Annotated in this window: 19 protein-coding genes; 10 read left to right on the top strand and 9 right to left on the bottom strand. The window is 73.3% G+C overall.

Annotated elements, in window-relative coordinates; genetic code table 11:
• Nucleotides 1-19 precede the first annotated feature (19 nt).
• From rsgA to ACU436_RS09405, 3 genes are read right to left on the bottom strand one after another with little or no spacing between them, the layout of a single operon-like run.
• Complete coding sequence (gene rsgA, locus ACU436_RS09415; protein ID WP_459023663.1) at nucleotides 20-1,018, bottom strand: ribosome small subunit-dependent GTPase A; 999 nt, start codon at nucleotides 1,016-1,018, stop codon at nucleotides 20-22.
• The gene (aroA, locus tag ACU436_RS09410; protein WP_459023661.1) at nucleotides 1,015-2,286 is read right to left on the bottom strand and encodes a 3-phosphoshikimate 1-carboxyvinyltransferase; all 1,272 of its coding nucleotides are present in this window, start codon (nucleotides 2,284-2,286) and stop codon (nucleotides 1,015-1,017) included. Before aroA ends, rsgA begins: the two co-directional genes overlap by 4 nt.
• Before the next feature lie 46 nt (nucleotides 2,287-2,332).
• Entirely contained in the window at nucleotides 2,333-2,734 is a 402-nt protein-coding gene (locus ACU436_RS09405; protein ID WP_459023659.1) for a hypothetical protein, read from the bottom strand.
• Nucleotides 2,735-2,832: 98 nt separating this feature from the next.
• On the opposite strand from ACU436_RS09405, the gene ACU436_RS09400 reads away from it, so the two are divergent.
• Together ACU436_RS09400 and ACU436_RS09395 are read left to right on the top strand one after the other, a co-directional pair.
• Entirely contained in the window at nucleotides 2,833-3,621 is a 789-nt protein-coding gene (locus tag ACU436_RS09400) for an SOS response-associated peptidase (protein ID WP_459023658.1), read from the top strand.
• A gap of 151 nt (nucleotides 3,622-3,772) precedes the next feature.
• Nucleotides 3,773-4,390 (top strand): alpha/beta hydrolase family protein, encoded by a 618-nt coding sequence (locus ACU436_RS09395; protein WP_459023656.1) that lies wholly within the window; start codon nucleotides 3,773-3,775, stop codon nucleotides 4,388-4,390.
• A 485-nt stretch (nucleotides 4,391-4,875) separates the two neighbouring features.
• On the opposite strand, the gene ybaK is transcribed toward ACU436_RS09395, so the two are convergent.
• Nucleotides 4,876-5,349 carry a Cys-tRNA(Pro) deacylase gene (gene ybaK / locus ACU436_RS09390; protein WP_459023654.1) on the bottom strand — a complete coding sequence of 158 codons (474 nt, stop codon included), beginning with the start codon at nucleotides 5,347-5,349 and terminating at the stop codon, nucleotides 4,876-4,878.
• Nucleotides 5,350-5,570: 221 nt separating this feature from the next.
• On the opposite strand from ybaK, the gene ACU436_RS09385 reads away from it, so the two are divergent.
• Together ACU436_RS09385 and rsrA are read left to right on the top strand one after the other, a co-directional pair.
• Nucleotides 5,571-6,263 carry a sigma-70 family RNA polymerase sigma factor gene (locus ACU436_RS09385; RefSeq protein ID WP_459024312.1) on the top strand — a complete coding sequence of 231 codons (693 nt, stop codon included), beginning with the start codon at nucleotides 5,571-5,573 and terminating at the stop codon, nucleotides 6,261-6,263.
• Nucleotides 6,260-6,601 carry a mycothiol system anti-sigma-R factor gene (gene rsrA / locus ACU436_RS09380; RefSeq protein ID WP_459023652.1) on the top strand — a complete coding sequence of 114 codons (342 nt, stop codon included), beginning with the start codon at nucleotides 6,260-6,262 and terminating at the stop codon, nucleotides 6,599-6,601. The genes ACU436_RS09385 and rsrA overlap by 4 nt, the downstream gene beginning before the upstream one ends.
• A gap of 46 nt (nucleotides 6,602-6,647) precedes the next feature.
• On the opposite strand, the gene ACU436_RS09375 is transcribed toward rsrA, so the two are convergent.
• Nucleotides 6,648-6,722 (bottom strand): 50S ribosomal protein bL37, encoded by a 75-nt coding sequence (locus tag ACU436_RS09375; RefSeq protein WP_369805044.1) that lies wholly within the window; start codon nucleotides 6,720-6,722, stop codon nucleotides 6,648-6,650.
• Nucleotides 6,723-6,805: 83 nt separating this feature from the next.
• On the opposite strand from ACU436_RS09375, the gene ACU436_RS09370 reads away from it, so the two are divergent.
• A complete protein-coding gene (locus ACU436_RS09370; protein WP_459023650.1) occupies nucleotides 6,806-8,296 on the top strand; it encodes a sensor histidine kinase in 1,491 nt (496 codons plus the stop codon).
• A gap of 159 nt (nucleotides 8,297-8,455) precedes the next feature.
• Here ACU436_RS09370 and ACU436_RS09365 read toward each other — a convergent pair whose 3' ends face one another.
• Nucleotides 8,456-8,707, bottom strand: coding sequence for a WhiB family transcriptional regulator (locus tag ACU436_RS09365; RefSeq protein ID WP_343943538.1), 252 nt, complete (start codon nucleotides 8,705-8,707; stop codon nucleotides 8,456-8,458).
• 539 nt (nucleotides 8,708-9,246) lie between these two features.
• On the opposite strand from ACU436_RS09365, the gene ACU436_RS09360 reads away from it, so the two are divergent.
• Nucleotides 9,247-9,660, top strand: coding sequence for a hypothetical protein (locus tag ACU436_RS09360; protein ID WP_459023648.1), 414 nt, complete (start codon nucleotides 9,247-9,249; stop codon nucleotides 9,658-9,660).
• A 146-nt stretch (nucleotides 9,661-9,806) separates the two neighbouring features.
• Here ACU436_RS09360 and ACU436_RS09355 read toward each other — a convergent pair whose 3' ends face one another.
• The 3 genes from ACU436_RS09355 to sodN all read right to left on the bottom strand — a co-directional run bounded on the left by ACU436_RS09355 (nucleotide 9,807) and on the right by sodN (nucleotide 11,761).
• Complete coding sequence (locus ACU436_RS09355) at nucleotides 9,807-10,286, bottom strand: GNAT family N-acetyltransferase (RefSeq protein ID WP_459023646.1); 480 nt, start codon at nucleotides 10,284-10,286, stop codon at nucleotides 9,807-9,809.
• Nucleotides 10,283-10,876: an acid phosphatase gene (locus tag ACU436_RS09350; RefSeq protein WP_459023644.1), complete on the bottom strand. Its 594-nt coding sequence runs from the start codon at nucleotides 10,874-10,876 to the stop codon at nucleotides 10,283-10,285. The genes ACU436_RS09355 and ACU436_RS09350 overlap by 4 nt, the downstream gene beginning before the upstream one ends.
• A 468-nt stretch (nucleotides 10,877-11,344) precedes the next feature.
• A complete protein-coding gene (gene sodN, locus ACU436_RS09345; protein WP_459023641.1) occupies nucleotides 11,345-11,761 on the bottom strand; it encodes a superoxide dismutase, Ni in 417 nt (138 codons plus the stop codon).
• A gap of 29 nt (nucleotides 11,762-11,790) precedes the next feature.
• Here sodN and ACU436_RS09340 point away from each other — a divergent pair, with 29 nt between their 5' ends.
• From ACU436_RS09340 to ACU436_RS09325, 4 genes are all read left to right on the top strand, one after another.
• Nucleotides 11,791-12,150, top strand: a complete 360-nt coding sequence (locus ACU436_RS09340; RefSeq protein ID WP_459023639.1) for a S26 family signal peptidase — start codon at nucleotides 11,791-11,793, stop codon at nucleotides 12,148-12,150.
• 210 nt (nucleotides 12,151-12,360) lie between these two features.
• Nucleotides 12,361-13,521, top strand: coding sequence for an NAD(P)-dependent malic enzyme (locus ACU436_RS09335; protein ID WP_459023637.1), 1,161 nt, complete (start codon nucleotides 12,361-12,363; stop codon nucleotides 13,519-13,521).
• Nucleotides 13,522-13,695: 174 nt separating this feature from the next.
• Entirely contained in the window at nucleotides 13,696-16,251 is a 2,556-nt protein-coding gene (locus tag ACU436_RS09330) for a putative bifunctional diguanylate cyclase/phosphodiesterase (protein WP_459023635.1), read from the top strand.
• A gap of 103 nt (nucleotides 16,252-16,354) precedes the next feature.
• Nucleotides 16,355-17,452 carry an ABC transporter ATP-binding protein gene (locus ACU436_RS09325; protein ID WP_459023633.1) on the top strand — a complete coding sequence of 366 codons (1,098 nt, stop codon included), beginning with the start codon at nucleotides 16,355-16,357 and terminating at the stop codon, nucleotides 17,450-17,452.
• Nucleotides 17,453-17,454 lie beyond the last annotated feature (2 nt).

The following is a 17,454-nucleotide window of genomic DNA, read 5'->3' as shown; positions in this document are numbered from 1 at the left end:
TCTGCCATCCCGGCGGGCCTCACCGCAGGGCTACGAGGACCCGGCGCAGCGCCGCGAGCCGGCCGGGCCGCAACCTGCCCTCCTCGACCATGGTGTCGAGGGCGCACTCCGGGTCTGCCGGTGGGCCGAGGTGCCCGCATCCCCGGGGGCAGTCCTCGATCGCGTCGGCGAGGTCGTCGAACGCGGCCGGCACGTCGTCCGCCGTGACGTGGGCGAGGCCGAACGAGCGCACGCCCGGGGTGTCGACCACCCACCCGGCCCCCAGCTCGTCGGGCAGCGGCAGCGCGAGGGCCGCCGTGGTGGTGTGCCGGCCCTTGCCCACGGCCGACACCACCCCCACGGCCCGAGCCGCGTCCGGCACGAGCACGTTGACCAGCGTCGACTTGCCGACCCCCGAGTGGCCGACGAGCGCGGAGACCCGGCCGCGGAGCACCTCGGCGAGGGCGGTGGGCTCGCGGTCGCGCCGGGTGACGACCACGGGGAGGTCCAGCTCCCGGTACGGCGCGGCGAACTGTTCCGGGTCGGCGAGGTCGGCCTTGGTCAGGCACAGCACGGGAGCGAGACCGCCTGCGTACGCGGCCACCAGGCAGCGGTCCACGAAACCGCTGCGCGGGGGCGGATCCGTGATCGAGGTGACGATCACCAGCTGTTCGGCGTTGGCGACGACCACCCGCTCGTACGGGTCGGTGTCGTCGGCGGTGCGCCGCAGTACGGTCCGGCGCTCCTCGACGCGCACGATGCGGGCGAGCGTGTCGACGGTGCCGGAGAGGTCCCCGACGAGGCCCACCCGGTCCCCGACGACGACGGGTGTGCGGCCCAGCTCACGGGCCCGCATGGCGATCACCGGCGGCCGGTGGGCGTCACCGCCGAGCGCGCAGGTCCAGCGGCCGCGGTCCACCGCCGTGACCATGGCCTCCGCCGCGTCGGCGTGTTCGGGGCGGCGTTTGCTGCGCGGCCGCGAGCCCCGGCGCCCGGGCCGGACCCGGACGTCGGACTCGTCGTACTCGCGAGGCTTCACGCTGCGAGCAGCGCCGCCCAGCGGGCCGGGAAGTCGGGGATGGTCTTGTCGGTGCAGCCGATGTCGTCGATGGCGACGCCCGGCACCGCGAGTCCCACCAGCGCGCCGGCGGTGGCCATCCGGTGGTCGGCGTATGCGCCCCACGGCCGGTCCGGCCGGGCCGTGAGCGGGACGGGCCGGATCTCCAGGCCGTCCGGGATCTCGTCGACGTCGCCGCCCAGCGCGGTGAGCTCGGCGGCAAGCGCGGCAAGCCGGTCGGTCTCGTGACCGCGGATGTGGGCGACACCGCGGATCCGTGACGGCCCGGCCGCGAGCGCGGCCACCGCGGCAACCGTGGGAGTCAGCTCGCTGGCGTCGTGCAGGTCGACGTCCACGCCCGCCAGCTCGGCCGGTCCGCGCACGGTCATCCCGTCGGGGCCGGGGATGACCGCGCAGCCCGCCTGCCCGAGCACCGAGAGGATCTCGCTGCCCGGCTGCGTGGAGCGGGCGGGCCAGCCGGCGACCGTGACCTCGCCTCCGGTGATGGCCGCGGCGGCGAGGAACACCGCGGCGTTCGACAGGTCCGGCTCCACCGCCCAGTCGCGGGCCGCGACCGGGCCGGGGGCGACCCGCCAGGTGTTCGGCTCCGAGTCGTCGACCTCGACCCCGGCCTCGCGGAGCATCGCCACCGTCATCTCGATGTGCGGCAGCGAGGGCACCGGCTTCCCGTCGTGGTGCACGGTGAGGCCCTTGTCGTAGCGGGCACCGGAGAGCAGCAGCCCGGAGACGAACTGCGAGGACGCCGACGCGTCGATCACCACGGTGCCGCCGGGCAGGCCGCCGGCGCCGTGCAGCACGAACGGCAGTGCCTCGCCCTCGATGCGGGCGCCGAGGGCGCGCAGCGCGTCCAGCACGGTGCCCATCGGGCGCTCGCGGGCACGCGGGTCGCCGTCGAACGTGACCGGCCCGTCGGCGAGCGCCGCCGCGGGCGGAACGAACCGCATCACCGTGCCGGCGAGCCCGCAGTCCACGCTCCCGCCGCCGCGCAGCCCGTCGTGGCCGCCGAACGCGATCCGCTCCCCGTCGACCTCGACCGGCACGCCCAGCGCGCGCAACGCCCCCACCATCAGCGCGGTGTCGCGGGACTCGGGCGCTCCGGTGACGGTGGCCCGCCCGCCGGAGAGCGCGGCGAGCAGCAGCGCGCGGTTGGTCACGGACTTGGAGCCCGGCACGCTCACCCGGCCGCGAACGGGCGTGGCGGCGTGCGGGGCGGGCCAGGGTGCGGTCACCCCACCATGATTCCGCATGGCGGGCGGAGGCTCAGCCGCGACGGGCTCATCCGGGCTGATCGGGGCCGCCTCGCCGGCCCGGGAGGGAGGCGATGATCTGGGCCATCCCGGTCTGGAGCATCCCGAAGCCACGCTGCACCTCCGACCGGAGACCATCGAGCTGGGCTTGCAGGGATGTCGACTTGTCGCCGAGCGAGGTCACCTTGTCGTCGAGCGCTGTCAGCTCGCCGTGCTCTTCCAGCTGTGTCTCGCGCAGGGCGTTCAGTGTCTGCGTGTGGGCACGCAGCAGCGTCTTGATGTCCGACACGTCGCGGTCGGCGCCGCCGGCGAGCACGCGAGCGGCCGCGGCGTCGGCGCGGGAGATCTCGACGCCGTCCTTCAGGCGCGCCACCTCACGCTCCAGCTCGCGCACTCGGCCCTCGAGATCGCCTTCGGCGGGATCGGGCATGACGCGAGCGTAACCGCGCGGCGCGTCCCGCGGGTCCCTTCCGCGACGACTGCGGCAGGTCCCGAGCCGGGCGGCCGCCGAGCTGCAACGATGGAGGCATGTGCGGCCGATACGCCTCGATCAAGGCTCCCGCGGACCTCGCCGACGAGTTCCGCGCCGTCGACGCCACCGACGGCGCGGCGCAGGCGGACTACAACGTCGCGCCGACCAAACAGATCATCACCGTGGTCCAGCGACACCCGCGCGACGCCGAGGGCACCCCGGACCCGGACCGCACCGAGCGCACGCTGCGGATGGTGCGCTGGGGCCTGGTGCCGTCCTGGGCGAAGGACCCGAAGGGCGGCGCGCGCATGATCAACGCGCGGTCCGAGTCGGTGGCCACGAAGCCGGCGTTCCGCCGGGCGTTCAACGCCCGCCGCTGCCTCATCCCCGCCGATGGTTGGTTCGAGTGGCAGCGGGGCCCCGAGCACAAGCAGCCCTACTACACGCACTACGCCGACGGCAGCTCGCTCGCCATGGCCGGGCTCTGGGAGTACTGGAAGCCCAAGGACGACCCGGACAACGCCTACCCGGACGGGCTCGTCACCGCCACCGTGCTCACCACGGGCGCCGTCGGCCCGCTCGCCCAGATCCACGACCGGATGCCGCTGGTGCTGCCGTCGTCCGCGTGGGACGCGTGGCTCGACCCCGACCGGCACGCCGACGACGACGAGGTCGCGTCGCTCATCACACCGCCCTCGCCCGACCTCGTCGCACAGCTGGAGCTCCGGCCGGTGTCGGCGCTGGTCAACAGCGTCCGCAACAACGGACCGCAGCTGCTGGAGGCCATGGCGGAGGAGCGGGAGCCGATCCAACTAGACCTCCTGTCAGGGCCGAACGCAAAGTAGACGGGCCCAGCACTATGGAGCCGTAGTGCTGTTTCGGCGGGCGTGCAGATCGCGTTGTGGCTCCATAACGCGGCCCCACGGCGTCGTCGTCGGACGGCAGAGCGTAGAAGGCCTCTACATTGGGTCGATGCCGACCTCTGATCCTGGAGGCGTGACCACCGAGGTCCCCACGCCGCACGGTCCGGCCCGCATCACCCGCCGCGACACCGACGGTCCCGCGCGGGGCCGGTTGCTGCTCGGCCACGGCGCCGGAGGTGGCGTCGGAGCCCCCGACCTGCTCGTCGCGGCGGGGGTGGCCCTCGCCCTCGGCGTGCACGTCGTGCTCGTGGAGCAGCCGTACCGGGTGGCCGGCCGGCGTGCCCCGGCGCCCGCGGCGCAGCTCGACGCGGCCTGGCTCGCCGTGGTGGAACACGTCCGCGACGACCTGCCGCTCGTGGTCGGGGGGCGCAGCTCGGGTGCGCGGGTGGCCTGCCGGACGGCAACGGACGCGGGCACGGTGGGCGTGCTGTGCCTGGCGTTCCCCGTGCACCCGCCGGGCAGGCCTGAGAAGGACCGGCTCCCCGAGCTGGCGATGCCGACCGTGCCGATCCTCGTCGTGCAGGGGCAGACCGACCCGTTCGGCCGCCCGGAGCCCGCGCCGGGCCGGGACGTGGTGCTGCTGCGCGGCGACCACAGCCTGAAGTCCGACGCGCCCGGCCTCCGGGCGGCAGTCACCTCGTGGTTGGGGGAGCGCCTGCCGGAGCTCGGGACGAGCAGGTCTCGTCGCTGAACGCGGCATATGTGTGATCACGTGCGAGCAGCTACTGCTGATCACCGGCCGCGCCGGCGTTCGGCGATCAAGGCGAAATGCAGCTGAGCCCGCCATCTTCAACAGCCACGATCTGCCCTTGATCGACGCACTGGCCTGCCGTTATCGGGTGCACATCGTCGTTGTTACAACCATGGACAACCGATACCGCCGATCACGGGCCGGCGCCCGGCGGCTGGATCTGGCAACAGCCTCATGTGGCCGTCGATCCACCGATCGACGGCCACGCAGCTCCGGTGGCTGAACGCCGTCCGAGGGCGGCCGCCGCAACCGACTCGGCAACGCGCTCCATGCGGACGCTGGGGCCCCATTTCCACTCACGGCGGGCAGCAGGCCATCGCTGTCGCCACCACCGTGGAGTACTGCTGATCACCGCCTCGGCCGCACTCTTCATGTGGAGGTCGTCCCCACTGCCGGCGGTCGTCGGCCCGGGCGGGGCCGGCGTTTCAGGCGGCGATCTCCGCCACCGTCGCTCCGCACAGGCGCACCAGTTCCGACGGGGCCAGCTCGATCTCCAGGCCCCGGCGGCCGCCGCTGCAGAACATCGTCTCCCACTGCTGTGCCGATGCGTCGACCACGGTCGGGAGGCGCTTGCGCTGCCCCAGCGGGGAGATGCCGCCTGCGACGTAACCGGTGGCGCGCTCGGCCGCCGCGATCTCCGCCATGCGGGCGCGCTTCCCGCCGACGGCCCCGGCCAGTGCCTTGAGGTCGAGGGTGGCGGAGACCGGTACGACGCCCACGGTGAGCGTGCCGTCCACCTCGGCCACCAGCGTCTTGTACACCCGCTCCGGGTCGAGCCCCAGCCGGTCGGCGGCCTCGGGGCCGTACGCCTGCCCGGCGCCGTGGTCGTAGCTGTGCACCCGGTGGGTGACGCCCTGTTTCGTCAGCAGCGCCGTCGCCGGGGTCCCCTTGCCTGCCACGGTGCGGAGACTAGAACAGTCATTGCGCGGGGAATCACCCGCTACCGCGGGGTGTTGACGCAGCCGTGACACAGGCAGTGATGGAGGGGCCGCGCACCGACCGGGTGCGCCGGGCGGGCTCGACCGGGCCGGGCGGCGTACCCTCAGGGCGTTACGCGGTCGCCACGGGGGTGACCGTTCCCGAGGTCGCCGCGCGGGCGACCCGGCGCGAGAGGAGCGCGGTGCCCGGCACCGAGCACGCGGCAGACGCCGTCGACGACCAGCGCGACGGCCGCCCGGTCAACGAGAGCGCGGACGGTGGACAGCCGGCCGGCGAGTCCGATGAGACCACCGAGGAGCGCGCGGCTCGTTTCGAGCGCGACGCCATGCCGCTGATCGACCAGCTGTACGGCGCGGCGCTGCGCATGACGCGCAACCCGGCCGATGCCGAGGACCTCGTCCAGGAGACCTACCTCAAGGCCTACTCGGCGTTCCGCACCTTCCGGGCGGGCACGAACCTGAAGGCCTGGCTGTACCGGATCCTCACCAACACCTACATCAACGGCTACCGGAAGCGGCAGCGCCAGCCGGTGCAGGCGCCCACCGAGGAGATCACCGACTGGCAGATCGCCCAGGCGGGAGAGCACACCTCGCAGGGGCTGCCGTCGGCCGAGATGGAGGCGCTGGACCGGCTTCCGGACAACGACGTGAAGGCTGCGTTGCAGCAGCTCCCCGACGACTTCCGGATGGCGGTGTACCTCGCCGACGTCGAGGGCTTCGCCTACAAGGAGATCGCTGACATCATGGGCACCCCGATCGGCACCGTGATGTCCCGGCTGCACCGGGGCAGGCGGCAGCTGCGGGACCTGCTCACCGGCACCGCCCGTGACCGCGGGTTCATGCGCGGACGGCAGGAGGAGGGGGTCTCCTCATGAGTTGCGGCAACCATCACGACACCGACTGCTCCGAAGTGCTCGCCGAGGTGTGGCTCTTCCTCGACCACGAGTGCGACGACTCGCGGCGCAGGCTGCTCGCCCAGCACCTGGACGAGTGCGAGCCGTGCCTGTCGGAGTACGGCCTCGACGAGAAGCTGAAGAGGCTCCTGGCCGCGAAGTGCGGCGGTGAGCACGCCCCGGCGGGGCTGAAGGACCGGCTGCGCCAGCAGATCCGGGTGGCGGTCCTGGAGCAGGCCGCGGTGACGGTGGAGGAGGGCCCTCAGGGCACCACCACCACGGTCGAGGTGCGCAGCACGCGCATCGAACAGCGCGGCTAGCACCCGCGGGGACGACGGGACGCCGCCCCCGCGGACCGGGGCGCTGTCAGGTGTTCGGCTTCTTGCCGTGGTTCGCGCCCTTCTTGTTCCGGTCGCGGCGCTTGCGTGCGCGCTTGGACATGCTCGACCTCCTCACTCCGCGGGATGCGCCGATTCTCCCACGTGGTTTCATGGACCCCAGTACGGACCGGGAGGCGGCATCGGGTGTCCACCCTGAGTGAGCTGCTCGCCGAGCACACGGAGTTGCGCGGCGACGCGGTCGAGCACCTCCAGCGTGTCGTCGCCGAGTGGCAGTTGCTGGCGGACATGTCGTTCGCCGACTTCCTGCTGTGGATCCCGTTGGCGGGGATCAACCTGGCGGGCGGCGGCGAGTTCCTCTGCGTGGCGCAGGCCCGTCCCACCACGGCGCCCACCGCGCACCCCGAGGACATCGTGGCCGCCCGGATCGGCGCCACGGAGAGCCCGCAGTTGCGGCGCGCGGTCGTCGAGGGCCGGATCTGCCGTGAGGAGAACCCACGCTGGCACCTGGAGGTGCCGGTGCGGCGCGAGACGATCCCGGTGCGGTTCGGCGGCTCGGTGATCGCGGTGCTCTCCCGGGACACCAACCTCGCCATGCCCCGGGTGCCCAGCCCGCTGGAGATCGCCTACCTCGGCAGCGCGTCCGACCTGTGCCAGATGGTGGCCGACGGCACCTTCCCGCCCACCGCGGAGGCCGTGGGAGCCGTCAGCAGCCCACGGGCGGGCGATGGCCTGATCCGGCTGGACGCGCACGGCCTCGTGGCGTACGCGAGCCCCAACGCCCTCTCGGCGTACCACCGCATGGGCCACGCCAGCGACCTCGTCGGCGTCGTCCTCGCGGACGCGATGCGCGAGGTGGTGCACGACCCGTTCGACGCGGCGGAGGTCGCGGAGCGGATCGAGGGTGCGCTCGACGGCAAGCACTCGCTGCGGATGGAGGTCCGCGCCCGCGGGGCGGTCATGTTGGTGCGTGCGATGCCGTTGCGGCCCCGCGGCGACGCGGCGGGCGCGCTGATACTGGTGCGTGACGTCACCGACCTGCGCCGTCGCGACATGGCCCTGCTGTCGAAGGACGCGACGATCCGGGAGATCCATCACCGGGTCAAGAACAACCTGCAGACGGTTGCGGCCCTGCTGCGGCTGCAGGCACGCCGCACGGCCATCCCGGAGGCGCGGATCGCGCTCGCCGAGAGCGTGCGGCGGGTGAACTCGATCGCGCTGGTGCACGAGGCGCTGTCGGTCTCGGTGGCCGAGCGGGTGGACCTCGACGAGCTCGTCGACAAGGTGCTGCCGGCCATCGGTGACGGGGCCACCGCGGAGTCCCGGGCCAAGGTGCGCCGGGAGGGCAGCTTCGGCACGCTCCCCGCCGCGCTGGCCACACCGCTGGTGCTGGTGCTCACCGAGCTGGTGCACAACGCCCTCGCCCACGCCTTCGACCCCGGGCGGGCGGGGGAGGTGGTGGTGTCGGCGAACCGCTCGAGCGGCGAGCTCGAGGTCGTGGTCGGCGACGACGGGCGTGGCCTCCCCGAGGGGATCGACCTGGAGCGTTCGACCGGCCTTGGTCTGCAGATCGTGCGGACCCTCGTGGACTCCGAACTCGGCTCCGTGCTGGAGGTGCGGCCCCGCGCGGGAGGCGGAACGGAGGCCGTCATCAAGCTCTCGTTGCGGGGACGCTAGCCTTCACCAGGAGGCCGTTGGTCCTGCAGGCGTGGTCGCGCCGCCCGGACCGTCGGCCCCCTCCGGAGCAGCCCCCGCGTGCGCCCGGTGCAACGACCGCGGGCCCGGAGCCGGGTGCAGTCCGGCTTCGGGCCCGCGGTTGGGGAAGGAAGGGATATATCAGGCAGTACGTGCCCGGGTGCGCGCGTTGCGGCGCTTCAGCGCCCGGCGCTCGTCCTCACTCATGCCGCCCCAGACGCCTGCATCCTGGCCGCTCTCGAGCGCCCAGCTGAGGCACTCGGTGACCACGGGGCAGCGCCGGCAGACGGTCTTGGCCTCGGCGATCTGCAGCAGCGCAGGACCGCTGGTCCCCACGGGGAAGAACAGCTCGGGGTCCTCGTCGCGGCAGATAGCGCGGTGACGCCAATCCATTGGTCTTCGGCTCCTTGTGCTTGCGCGATCGGGGTCGCGCCGATCGTCTGTCACGGTCTTGTGGACGCGCTTGTGAATAGTTTCACGAGCACGCTCGATCTTCAAGGGTCGAGGTCCACCCAGGTGAGCACTCTCACCCACTCAACGCAACGAGCGCCAGTACTGACGGTTACTGTGCCCGTACCGCCTGCCGTGCCGCTGCGCTGAGCGATCAACCCCGAACCGCCCACCGGGCCCGATTACCCCGCGCCCGGTCGGACCATGCGAGAGGTCCACTTACGATCACTCGCTTGTCCGTGACTACCATGGGGCAACGTTTCCCCAGGTGCGAGCCCTTATCGGCTCGACGGTCCACGAGCAGCGGTGAATGGCCTCCGATCGTCACTCCAGCGGGTGATCGGCGCGCTTGGCTGCGACGAGTTGCGTTCCTCGCACGACGACGCGTAGCGCGCCGGACACGGCCAGGAGTCGTGGTCGCCGGGCCCCAGGTCGGGCAACCGCCCCGGGTTCGCGGGCGTCACGGGCCTATCCTCGAGGGCATGAGCTCGGAGCGGGCGCCGCGCCAGGTACGTCTGGCCGGCGTGCTCGTCGGCGCCCAGGGCCTGCTGGGGCTGGGCTTCGCGGTCGCCCTGGTCGTGCGCGCGCTGGGTGCGGAGGACACGGACCTGCTGGTGCGCGACATCGTGGGTGAGGCCGGCTACTTCGTGCTCGTCGGAGCCGCGCTCATCGCCGTCGGGCTCGGCCTGGTTGCCGGTCGTCGCTGGGCACGTACCCCGGCGATCGTCACGCAGTTGCTGCTCCTGCCCGTCGTCTACACGCTGATCGGGCCGTCCCACCAGCTCGTGCTCGGCATCCTGGCGGGCGTATACGTCGTCTGCACGTTCCTGCTGCTGATCAGCGAGGCCTCCAGGACCTGGGCGATCGGGATGGACGAGCTGCGGCGGCAGGGATAGCGCCCGCCGTATCGATCTCAGGCCGTCCCGGTGCCTTCGGTGGACTGGTCCCGCGGGAGGCGCTCGCAGCGCTCGGCGACGGGGTGCCTGCGGCCGCGGCGCGCGCCGGGCACCGGCCGCGTCGTCCGCCGGCGAGCTGCCGGGCGTCAGCCCTCGGCGCTCTTCGCGAACGTCGTGAGCGCCTCGCCGTCGAGCCGGTACGTCGTCCACTCGTCCATCGCCACGGCGCCCAGCGCCCGGTAGAAGCCGATCGACGGCTCGTTCCAGTCGAGCACCTGCCACTCGAGCCGGGCGTAGCCGCGTTCGGCGCAGACGGCGGCGAGCGCGGCCAGCAGCGCCCTGCCCAGCCCGCTGCCGCGGTGGGCCGGCCGCACGAACAGGTCCTCGAGGTAGATCCCGGGTACCCCGCGCCAGGTCGAGAAGTTGCGGAACCAGATGGCGCACCCCACGACCTCGCCCGCCGACTCCGCGATGTGGCAGTGCGCCACGGGGTCGGGGCCGAACACGGCGGCGTGCAGCTGCTCCTCCGTGAGCGTGCACAGCTCGGGGCTGCGCTCGTACTCGGCGAGCTCGTGGACGAGGCCGACGACCGCGGGTACGTCCTCGGCGCGTGCTTCCCGGATCACTGGTGGCCCTTCGGGGTCAGGTTGACGTGGTCGAGCCGCGGCACGCCGCGTTCGTCGCCCAGCACCGCCCAGGACGGCGCCTCCATCGCGAACCGGACGCCGTCGGTGGGTGACAGCCCGATCCACCGGGCCACGAGGACGCGGCTGAAGTGGCCGTGCCCGACGAGCACGACGTCGCCCCGCCCGAGCGCGTCGGCGGCGTGCGCGATGACGCCGTCGGCCCGCGTGCCGACCTCGTCGGCGGTCTCCCCGCCCGGGCACGGGTGCGTCCACACCGTCCATCCCGGCACCGACTCGCGGATCTCGGCGGTGGTACGGCCCTCGTACTCGCCGTAGTCCCACTCGGAGAGCCGCTCGTCGACGCCGTCGACGCGGAACCCGGCGAGCCGGGCGGTGTCCTGCGCACGGCTGCGCGGGCTGGCGAGCACGAGAGCGGGCGGGGGGTCGTGCAGGTCCGTGACGAGCTGCCCCGCGGCGGCCGCGAGCTCCCGGCCCCGCTCGGTGAGGGGGACGTCGGTGCGGCCGGTGTGCTTGCCGGAGAGCGACCACTCGGTCTCTCCGTGACGGAGCAGGAACACGCGACCGGTCATGGCCTCGACCTTAGATGGGTGAGTGCGAACCCGGCCGTCCCTCCGATGATCGCCAGGTGCGGTTCCAGAGCCGCAAATCTGCGGCTCCACGACCGCTTACGGCGATCATGGGACTGCGGGCGACAGACCGCTGTGAGGATCCAGAATGCGCCGTCTTCCCAGAGGTACCACGTGGGACGGACGGTCGGGCCAGATGTTGCGACACGCGCCGTCAGCGGACCCAGCAAGAACTCATCGACATCGAAGTCCATGCCCAGCATGGTCCGGGCTTCACTCACGTTGAGGTCAAGAACGGGTCCCGCACCTGACTCATGACCTAGAGACGATGCGCTCGCCCGGGCTCCCGACCTGGGCTGTCCGGGGGCCGTCTGGACCGTGACCGGGCCGCCGAAAGTCGCCCGACAACGAGAAAGACGCTGACCAGCGGAAGGTCATTCCCGCTGGTCAGCGCCGCTTCGATCGCCTGGATCAGGCAGCCTGCTTGGTCTCCCAGAAGATCTTGTCGATCTGGGCGATGTAGTCGAGCAGTTCCTGGCCGGTGGCCGGGTCCGAGGAGGCCTTGGCGCCCCCGGGGCCGCCGCCCGCCTTCTTGGTGGCCTTGTTGAACAGCTCGTGCAGCTCCGGGTACTTCTCGAAGTGCGGGGGCTTGAAGTAGTCGGTCCAGAGGACCCAGAGATGGTGCTTGACCAGGTCCGCGCGCTGCTCCTTGATCTCGAGCGCCCGCGAGCGGAACTCCGGGTCCTCGTTGGACTGGTACTTCTCCTGGATCGCCTTCACCGACTCGGCCTCGATCCGGGCCTGTGCCGGGTCGTACACGCCGCAGGGGAGGTCGCAGTGCGCGGTGGCCTCCAGCCGCGGGCGGAGAATGCGGGCGAGCAGCCGCATGGGTCCTCCCTGATGGTGATCGTTCTGGCGTGTCCGACACTACTCCCGGCGTCGGGGCACAGCAGGGTGATGAGGGGGTGGGCGTGCACTGGCGGAGGGTTGCTGTGCGAGGGCCGTCGATGTCGCCCACGCTGCGGGACGGGGACGTCCTGCTCGTGCGGTTCGGAGCCCGGGTGCGTGCCGGGGACGTCGTGCTGGTGCGCTGGACCGCCCGGCCGGAGCAGCTGTCGGTGAAGCGGGCCGCGCGGCCCTCGGAGGACGGCTGGTGGGTGCTCGGCGACAACGACTTCGGCTCGACCGACTCACGGACGCTCGGCCCCGCCACGGTGCTCGCCGTGGTGCGGTGCCGGATGTGGCCCCGTCCCCGGCGGTTCCGCAGCGTCGCCTGAGTGCCGTTCGTCGCCTTCCCGCTCGGAGCGGGCGGCCGGCTGCGTAAGATCGGCGCGGTACCCGACTGCCCTTCCGCCGGGCTCGCCGCGGCATCCTGCGGCTGCTCGGCGCTCGGCCGTCCGGCAGTGGTCGCGGACCCGTGGCCCCCGGTGCACGGCGAGCGCAGGCGCCCGTGTCGGCGCCCCTGAGCACCACGAGGAAGTGGACCCGTGACGATCGCTTCAGAACGCACCATCCCCACCCGCGAGGAGATCTTCGCCGCACACGGAGGCGGCAAGCTGGGCACCGCGCTCACCGCCCCGCTGGCGGACGCGCGCGACCTCGCCGTCGCCTACACGCCCGGCGTGGCCGAGGTCAGCCGGGCCATCGCCGCCGAACCGGGCCTCGTGGCCCGCTACACCTGGACCAACCGCCTCGTCGCCGTCGTGAGTGACGGCACGGCCGTCCTCGGGCTCGGCGACATCGGCCCGCGCGCCGCGCTGCCCGTGATGGAGGGCAAGTCCGCGCTGTTCAAGGCGTTCGCCGGGCTGGACTCGATCCCGCTCGTGCTCGACACCACCGATGTCGACGAGATCGTCGAGACGCTCGTGCGGCTGCGCCCGAGCTTCGGCGCGGTGAACCTGGAGGACGTGGCCGCGCCGCGCTGCTTCGAGCTGGAGCGGCGGCTCGTCGAGGCGCTCGACTGCCCGGTCATGCACGACGACCAGCACGGCACCGCGATCGTGCTGCTCGCCGCGTTGCGCGGCGCCTGCGCGGTGCAGGACCGCGGGCTCGACGGGTTGCGCGTCGTCGTGTCCGGGGCGGGGGCGGCGGGGGTCGCGTGCGCGCGGATCCTGCTCGCGGCCGGCGTGCCCGACGTCGTCGTCCTCGACTCGCGCGGTGTGCTCGACGCCGGGCGCGGCGGGGAGAAGGCGGCGCTGGCCGCCGTCACCAACCCGCGGGGGGTGACCGGCGGCCTGGCCGAGGCCCTCGAGGGCGCCGACGTGTTCGTGGGCCTGTCGAGCGCGACGGTGCCCGAGGAGCTGCTGGCGCGGATGGCGGCCGACGCGATCGTCTTCGCGCTCTCCAACCCGGACCCCGAGGTGCACCCCGACGTCGCGAAGCGGCACGCCGCCATCGTGGCCACCGGGCGGAGCGACTTCCCGAACCAGATCAACAACGTGCTCGCGTTCCCGGGAGTGTTCCGCGGTGCCCTCGACGCGGGGGCGCGACGCATCACGGATGCGATGAAGCTCGCGGCGGCGGAGGCCATCTTCTCGGTGGCGTCCGCGGAGCTCTCGGCGGACGCGATCGTGCCGAGCCCGTTCGACCCGCGGGTCGCCCTGGCCGTGTCGTCAGCCGTCGCCGCGGCGGCGGACGGTACTACCTGAGGCCCCGGGCCTGCACGTTTGCTCCGATGGTGATCAGCATCGTCACGCACGGTGTCGACGGGGCCGTTCACTCACTCGTGGCGGTGTAGGCCGACCGAGCATTTCGGGCAGATCGTGTGGCCGTCGCCGTCGTTGTAGCGATGAGTATCGACGCCGCGACGCTGGGAGACGCACGTGAGAGAGCTCGGACACCGCCTCGGCGATGGCCCGGTGGTCGAGCCACCGACCGAGCCGCACGGTGGGTCCGACGCTGTGTTGCGGGCGGACATGTACCGCGAGCGGCACGCCGTGCTCGGTGCCGAGGTGCACCCGGAGGCGGCGTTCTTCGCCTCCACGCTGGCCCGTGCCGTCGCGGAGGCCCCGGCGCCCGATCGGGAGCGGTGCCCTGCCGTTCCGCTCCCGGCGGGGCCCGCGCTCCTCCACGACCTCGACGACCGGGTCGTGCGCGCCAACGACGCGCTCGCGGCCCTGGCCGGGGCCGCGGAGACGAGGGCGCTCGTCGGTGCCCGGATGCACCGGCTCCTCGTGGGGCCGGACCAGGACACGCAGCTGGTGCGCGCGGACGGGAGCCTCGTGCCCGTCCGCGCGGTGCGGTGGCCGCTGCCGGGCGTCGGCCTGACCGCCGTCGTGATCCTCGAGCGGGACGCCGCGCCGGTGGTGGACCCGGTCTGGGTCAGCGAGCTCGAGCGGCTGGCCCGCATCGGGACCTGGTCCTTCGACCTGGCGACCTCCTCCCTGGAGCGCAGCGGGACGCTCGACGAGCTCTACGGCTCGGTCGGGATCGACCCGGACCGCGGCTCCGGGCCCATCGAGGGCGAGCAGGTGGCTGCGCTGTGCGCGGAGCTGCGTGCCGGGAACGCCGTCGCCGACCACCACGTCGAGGTGCAGCTGCCCGGGGACGGGATGCTGAGCTGCCGGGCCCAGGTGGAGCGCGGCGCGGACGGGGCCCCGGTCCGGCTGGTCGGCATCGTGCACGACGTGAGCGCGGACCGGATCGCCAGGTTCCGGACGGAGCGCGCGGGCAGGCGCTTCGCCGACCTGATGGCGCTCGTGCCCGGCGGCGTCGCGCTGCTGGACCCCGCGGGCCGCGTCGTGGACGCCAACGGGGGCATGTGCGCGCTGCTGGACGTCCCCCTCGAACGGTTGCGGGGCACCGCGGCCACCGCCCTGTCCGCCGACGACGCACCGGCGGGCGAGGCGGCGCTGCCGGGGTGGCTGCGGCCGGTCCCCACGGGCGCACGACACGCCTACCGCGTCGACAGCGCTCCGCTGCGTCGCGCCGACGGCACCACGGTGTGGTGCGAGCTGGCCGTCACCGCGACGGCCGCGGACGACGGCGGATGGTTCTGGCTGGTGGCGTGCACCGACGTCTCGGACCGCCGCCGGGCCGCCGAGCTGCTGCGCAGCGCCGGCACGGTGGACGAGCTCACGCGCCTGCCCAACCGCGCCGCGGGGCTCGAGCTCGTGGACCGGCTGCTGGCGGGGCCCGACCGGGACCGGGTCGCGGTCGTGTGCGGCGACCTCGACGACTTCGCGCGCGTCAACTCCTCGCTCGGCCACGACGCGGGTGACGACCTGCTCGTCGCGCTCGCCGGCCGCCTGCAGCGCGAGCTGCCGTTCGGCTGCACCGCGGCGCGGTTGGGCGCCGACGAGTTCGTCGTGATCTGCGCCGACCACGCCGAGGTCGGCGGGCCGGACCTGCTCGCGCGGACCGTCGCCGACCTGCTGCGCACCACGATCACCGTGCACGGGCGCCCGGTGCAGATGACGGCGTCCGTCGGGCTCGCCACCCCGGTGCCGACGGGCGAGGTGCGGGCCGCCGACCTGCTGCGGTTCGCCGAGGCGGCCATGCACGACGCCAAGCGCCGGCAGTCCCGCGGCGGCATCGGGATCGCCACCGACGGCGTGGTCAGCTCGGCCACCAAGGCCCTCGAGCTGGAGGCCGAGCTGCGGGCGGCGATCGCGGGCGACGGGCTCGTGCTCGACTACCAGCCCGTGGTGGGCCCCGACGGCACGGTGCTCTCGGCCGAGGCGCTCGTGCGCTGGCCGCACCCGGAGCGCGGGCTGATCCCGCCTGCGGACTTCCTGCCCGTCGCGCAGCGCAGCGGCCTGCTGCGCGACCTGGACCTCTGGGTGTTGCGCGCCGCCACGCGCGAGGCGGCGGCCTGGCCCGAGCACCGCGGGCGCCGGTGCGCGGTCGCCGTGAACCTGGCCGGGCTGCTGCCCGGGGACGCGGGGTTCAGCGCCGCCGTGAGCGACGCCGTCTCCGAGGCCGGCCTCGAGTGGGACCGCCTCGTGCTCGAGCTCGTCGAGACCAGCCTCGTCGCCCTCCCACCGCCCGCGCTCGCGGCGATGGCCGAGCTCACCGAGCGCGGTGTCCGGTTCGCCGTGGACGACTTCGGCACCGGCTACTCCTCGCTGGCGCGGCTCAAGGAGCTGCCGGCGCAGACGGTCAAGGTCGACCGCGCGTTCGTGACCGGCATCGCCGACGACCCGGCCGACTTCGCCGTCGCGCGCGCCGTCGTGGACATGGCGCGGGCCATGGGGCGCACCACCGTGGCCGAGGGCGTGGAGACGGCGGAGCAGTTCCACGTGCTGCGCGGCATCGGCGTGGACGCCTACCAGGGCTGGCTGTTCTCCCGGCCGGTGCGGTCCGCCGGCGTGCGTGACGTCCTCGCCCGCGGGAGGCTCGCGACCCCCGCATCCGCCGGCCGTTCATGGGCCGTCTGATCGCGGACCGATCACATCGGTCGCGGTTGTCGGTCCCTCACGTTAGCCTCGCTGGTTAGTGGCGACCGGCAAGGGGTCGTCGGCGAACACGGAGGTCCCTCGGATGATCGAGTTCCGGGGCGTGACCAAGCGCTTCCCCGACGGCACCGTTGCGGTCGACCACCTCGACCTCGTCGTCGAGGCCGGTGGGATCACGGTCTTCGTCGGGCCGTCCGGCTGCGGCAAGACCACGTCCCTCCGGATGATCAACCGCATGATCGAGCCCACCGAGGGCACGATCATGGTCGACGGGCGCGACGTCACCGCCACCGACGCCGCCGAGCTGCGCCGCGGCATCGGCTACGTCATCCAGCAGGCGGGGCTCTTCCCGCACCGCACCATCCTCGACAACATCGCCACGGTCCCGCTGCTGCTCGGCTGGAGCAAGGCGAAGGCCCGCTCGCGCGCCGCCGACCTGATGGAGATCGTCGGCCTGGCGTCGGAGATGGCGGGGCGCTACCCCTCGCAGCTGTCGGGCGGGCAGCAGCAGCGCGTCGGCGTGGCCAGGGCGCTGGCCGCCGACCCGCCGATCCTGCTCATGGACGAGCCGTTCAGCGCGGTCGACCCGGTGGTGCGCGAGAGCCTGCAGGACGAGCTGCTGCGCCTGCAGTCCGAGCTGGGCAAGACCATCGTGTTCGTCACCCACGACATCGACGAGGCGATCAAGCTGGGCGACAAGGTCGCCGTGCTGCGCGTCGGCGGCGTGCTCGCGCAGTACGACCAGCCGGGCCAGATCCTCGCCCGGCCCGTCGACGACTTCGTCGACAACTTCGTGGGTCGCGACCGCGGCTACCGCGGCCTCGGCTTCCTGTCGTCCGCCGACATCCCCATCGGCGAGCTGCCCACCGTCGGCCTGGGCGAGCCGCTGCCCGACGACGACGCCTGGGTGCTGGTCGTCGACTCCGATCGCTACCCGCAGGGCTGGCTGAACGGGGCGGAACGGAACGGGGCCACCGTCGTCGACGCCGAGCACCTCGTGCCGGGCGGGTCGCTCTACGACATCGGGAGCGGTTCGCTGCGCAGCGCACTGGACGCGGCGCTGTCGTCGCCGTCGGGCCGCGGCGTCGCGATCGACGGCGAGGGGCGGGTTGCGGGGTCGATCACCGCCGATGACGTGCTGCGTGCGCTGGACGATGTCCGGCGGGACGTGGCCGCGGCCTGAGA

The organism is Pseudonocardia wallangbongensis (assembly GCF_054486945.1).
This window is presented reverse-complemented; position numbering and strand designations above follow the sequence as displayed.

Coding starts and splice junctions, on each gene's coding strand:
- ACU436_RS09405 (WP_459023659.1), bottom strand. CDS start 2,734: ATGCCCGATCCCGCCGAAGGCGATCTCGAGGGCCGAGTGCGCGAGCTG.
- ACU436_RS09400 (WP_459023658.1), top strand. CDS start 2,833: ATGTGCGGCCGATACGCCTCGATCAAGGCTCCCGCGGACCTCGCCGAC.
- rsrA (WP_459023652.1), top strand. CDS start 6,260: ATGAGTTGCGGCAACCATCACGACACCGACTGCTCCGAAGTGCTCGCC.
- ACU436_RS09365 (WP_343943538.1), bottom strand. CDS start 8,707: ATGGATTGGCGTCACCGCGCTATCTGCCGCGACGAGGACCCCGAGCTG.
- ACU436_RS09360 (WP_459023648.1), top strand. CDS start 9,247: ATGAGCTCGGAGCGGGCGCCGCGCCAGGTACGTCTGGCCGGCGTGCTC.
- ACU436_RS09350 (WP_459023644.1), bottom strand. CDS start 10,876: ATGACCGGTCGCGTGTTCCTGCTCCGTCACGGAGAGACCGAGTGGTCG.
- sodN (WP_459023641.1), bottom strand. CDS start 11,761: ATGCGGCTGCTCGCCCGCATTCTCCGCCCGCGGCTGGAGGCCACCGCG.
- ACU436_RS09325 (WP_459023633.1), top strand. CDS start 16,355: ATGATCGAGTTCCGGGGCGTGACCAAGCGCTTCCCCGACGGCACCGTT.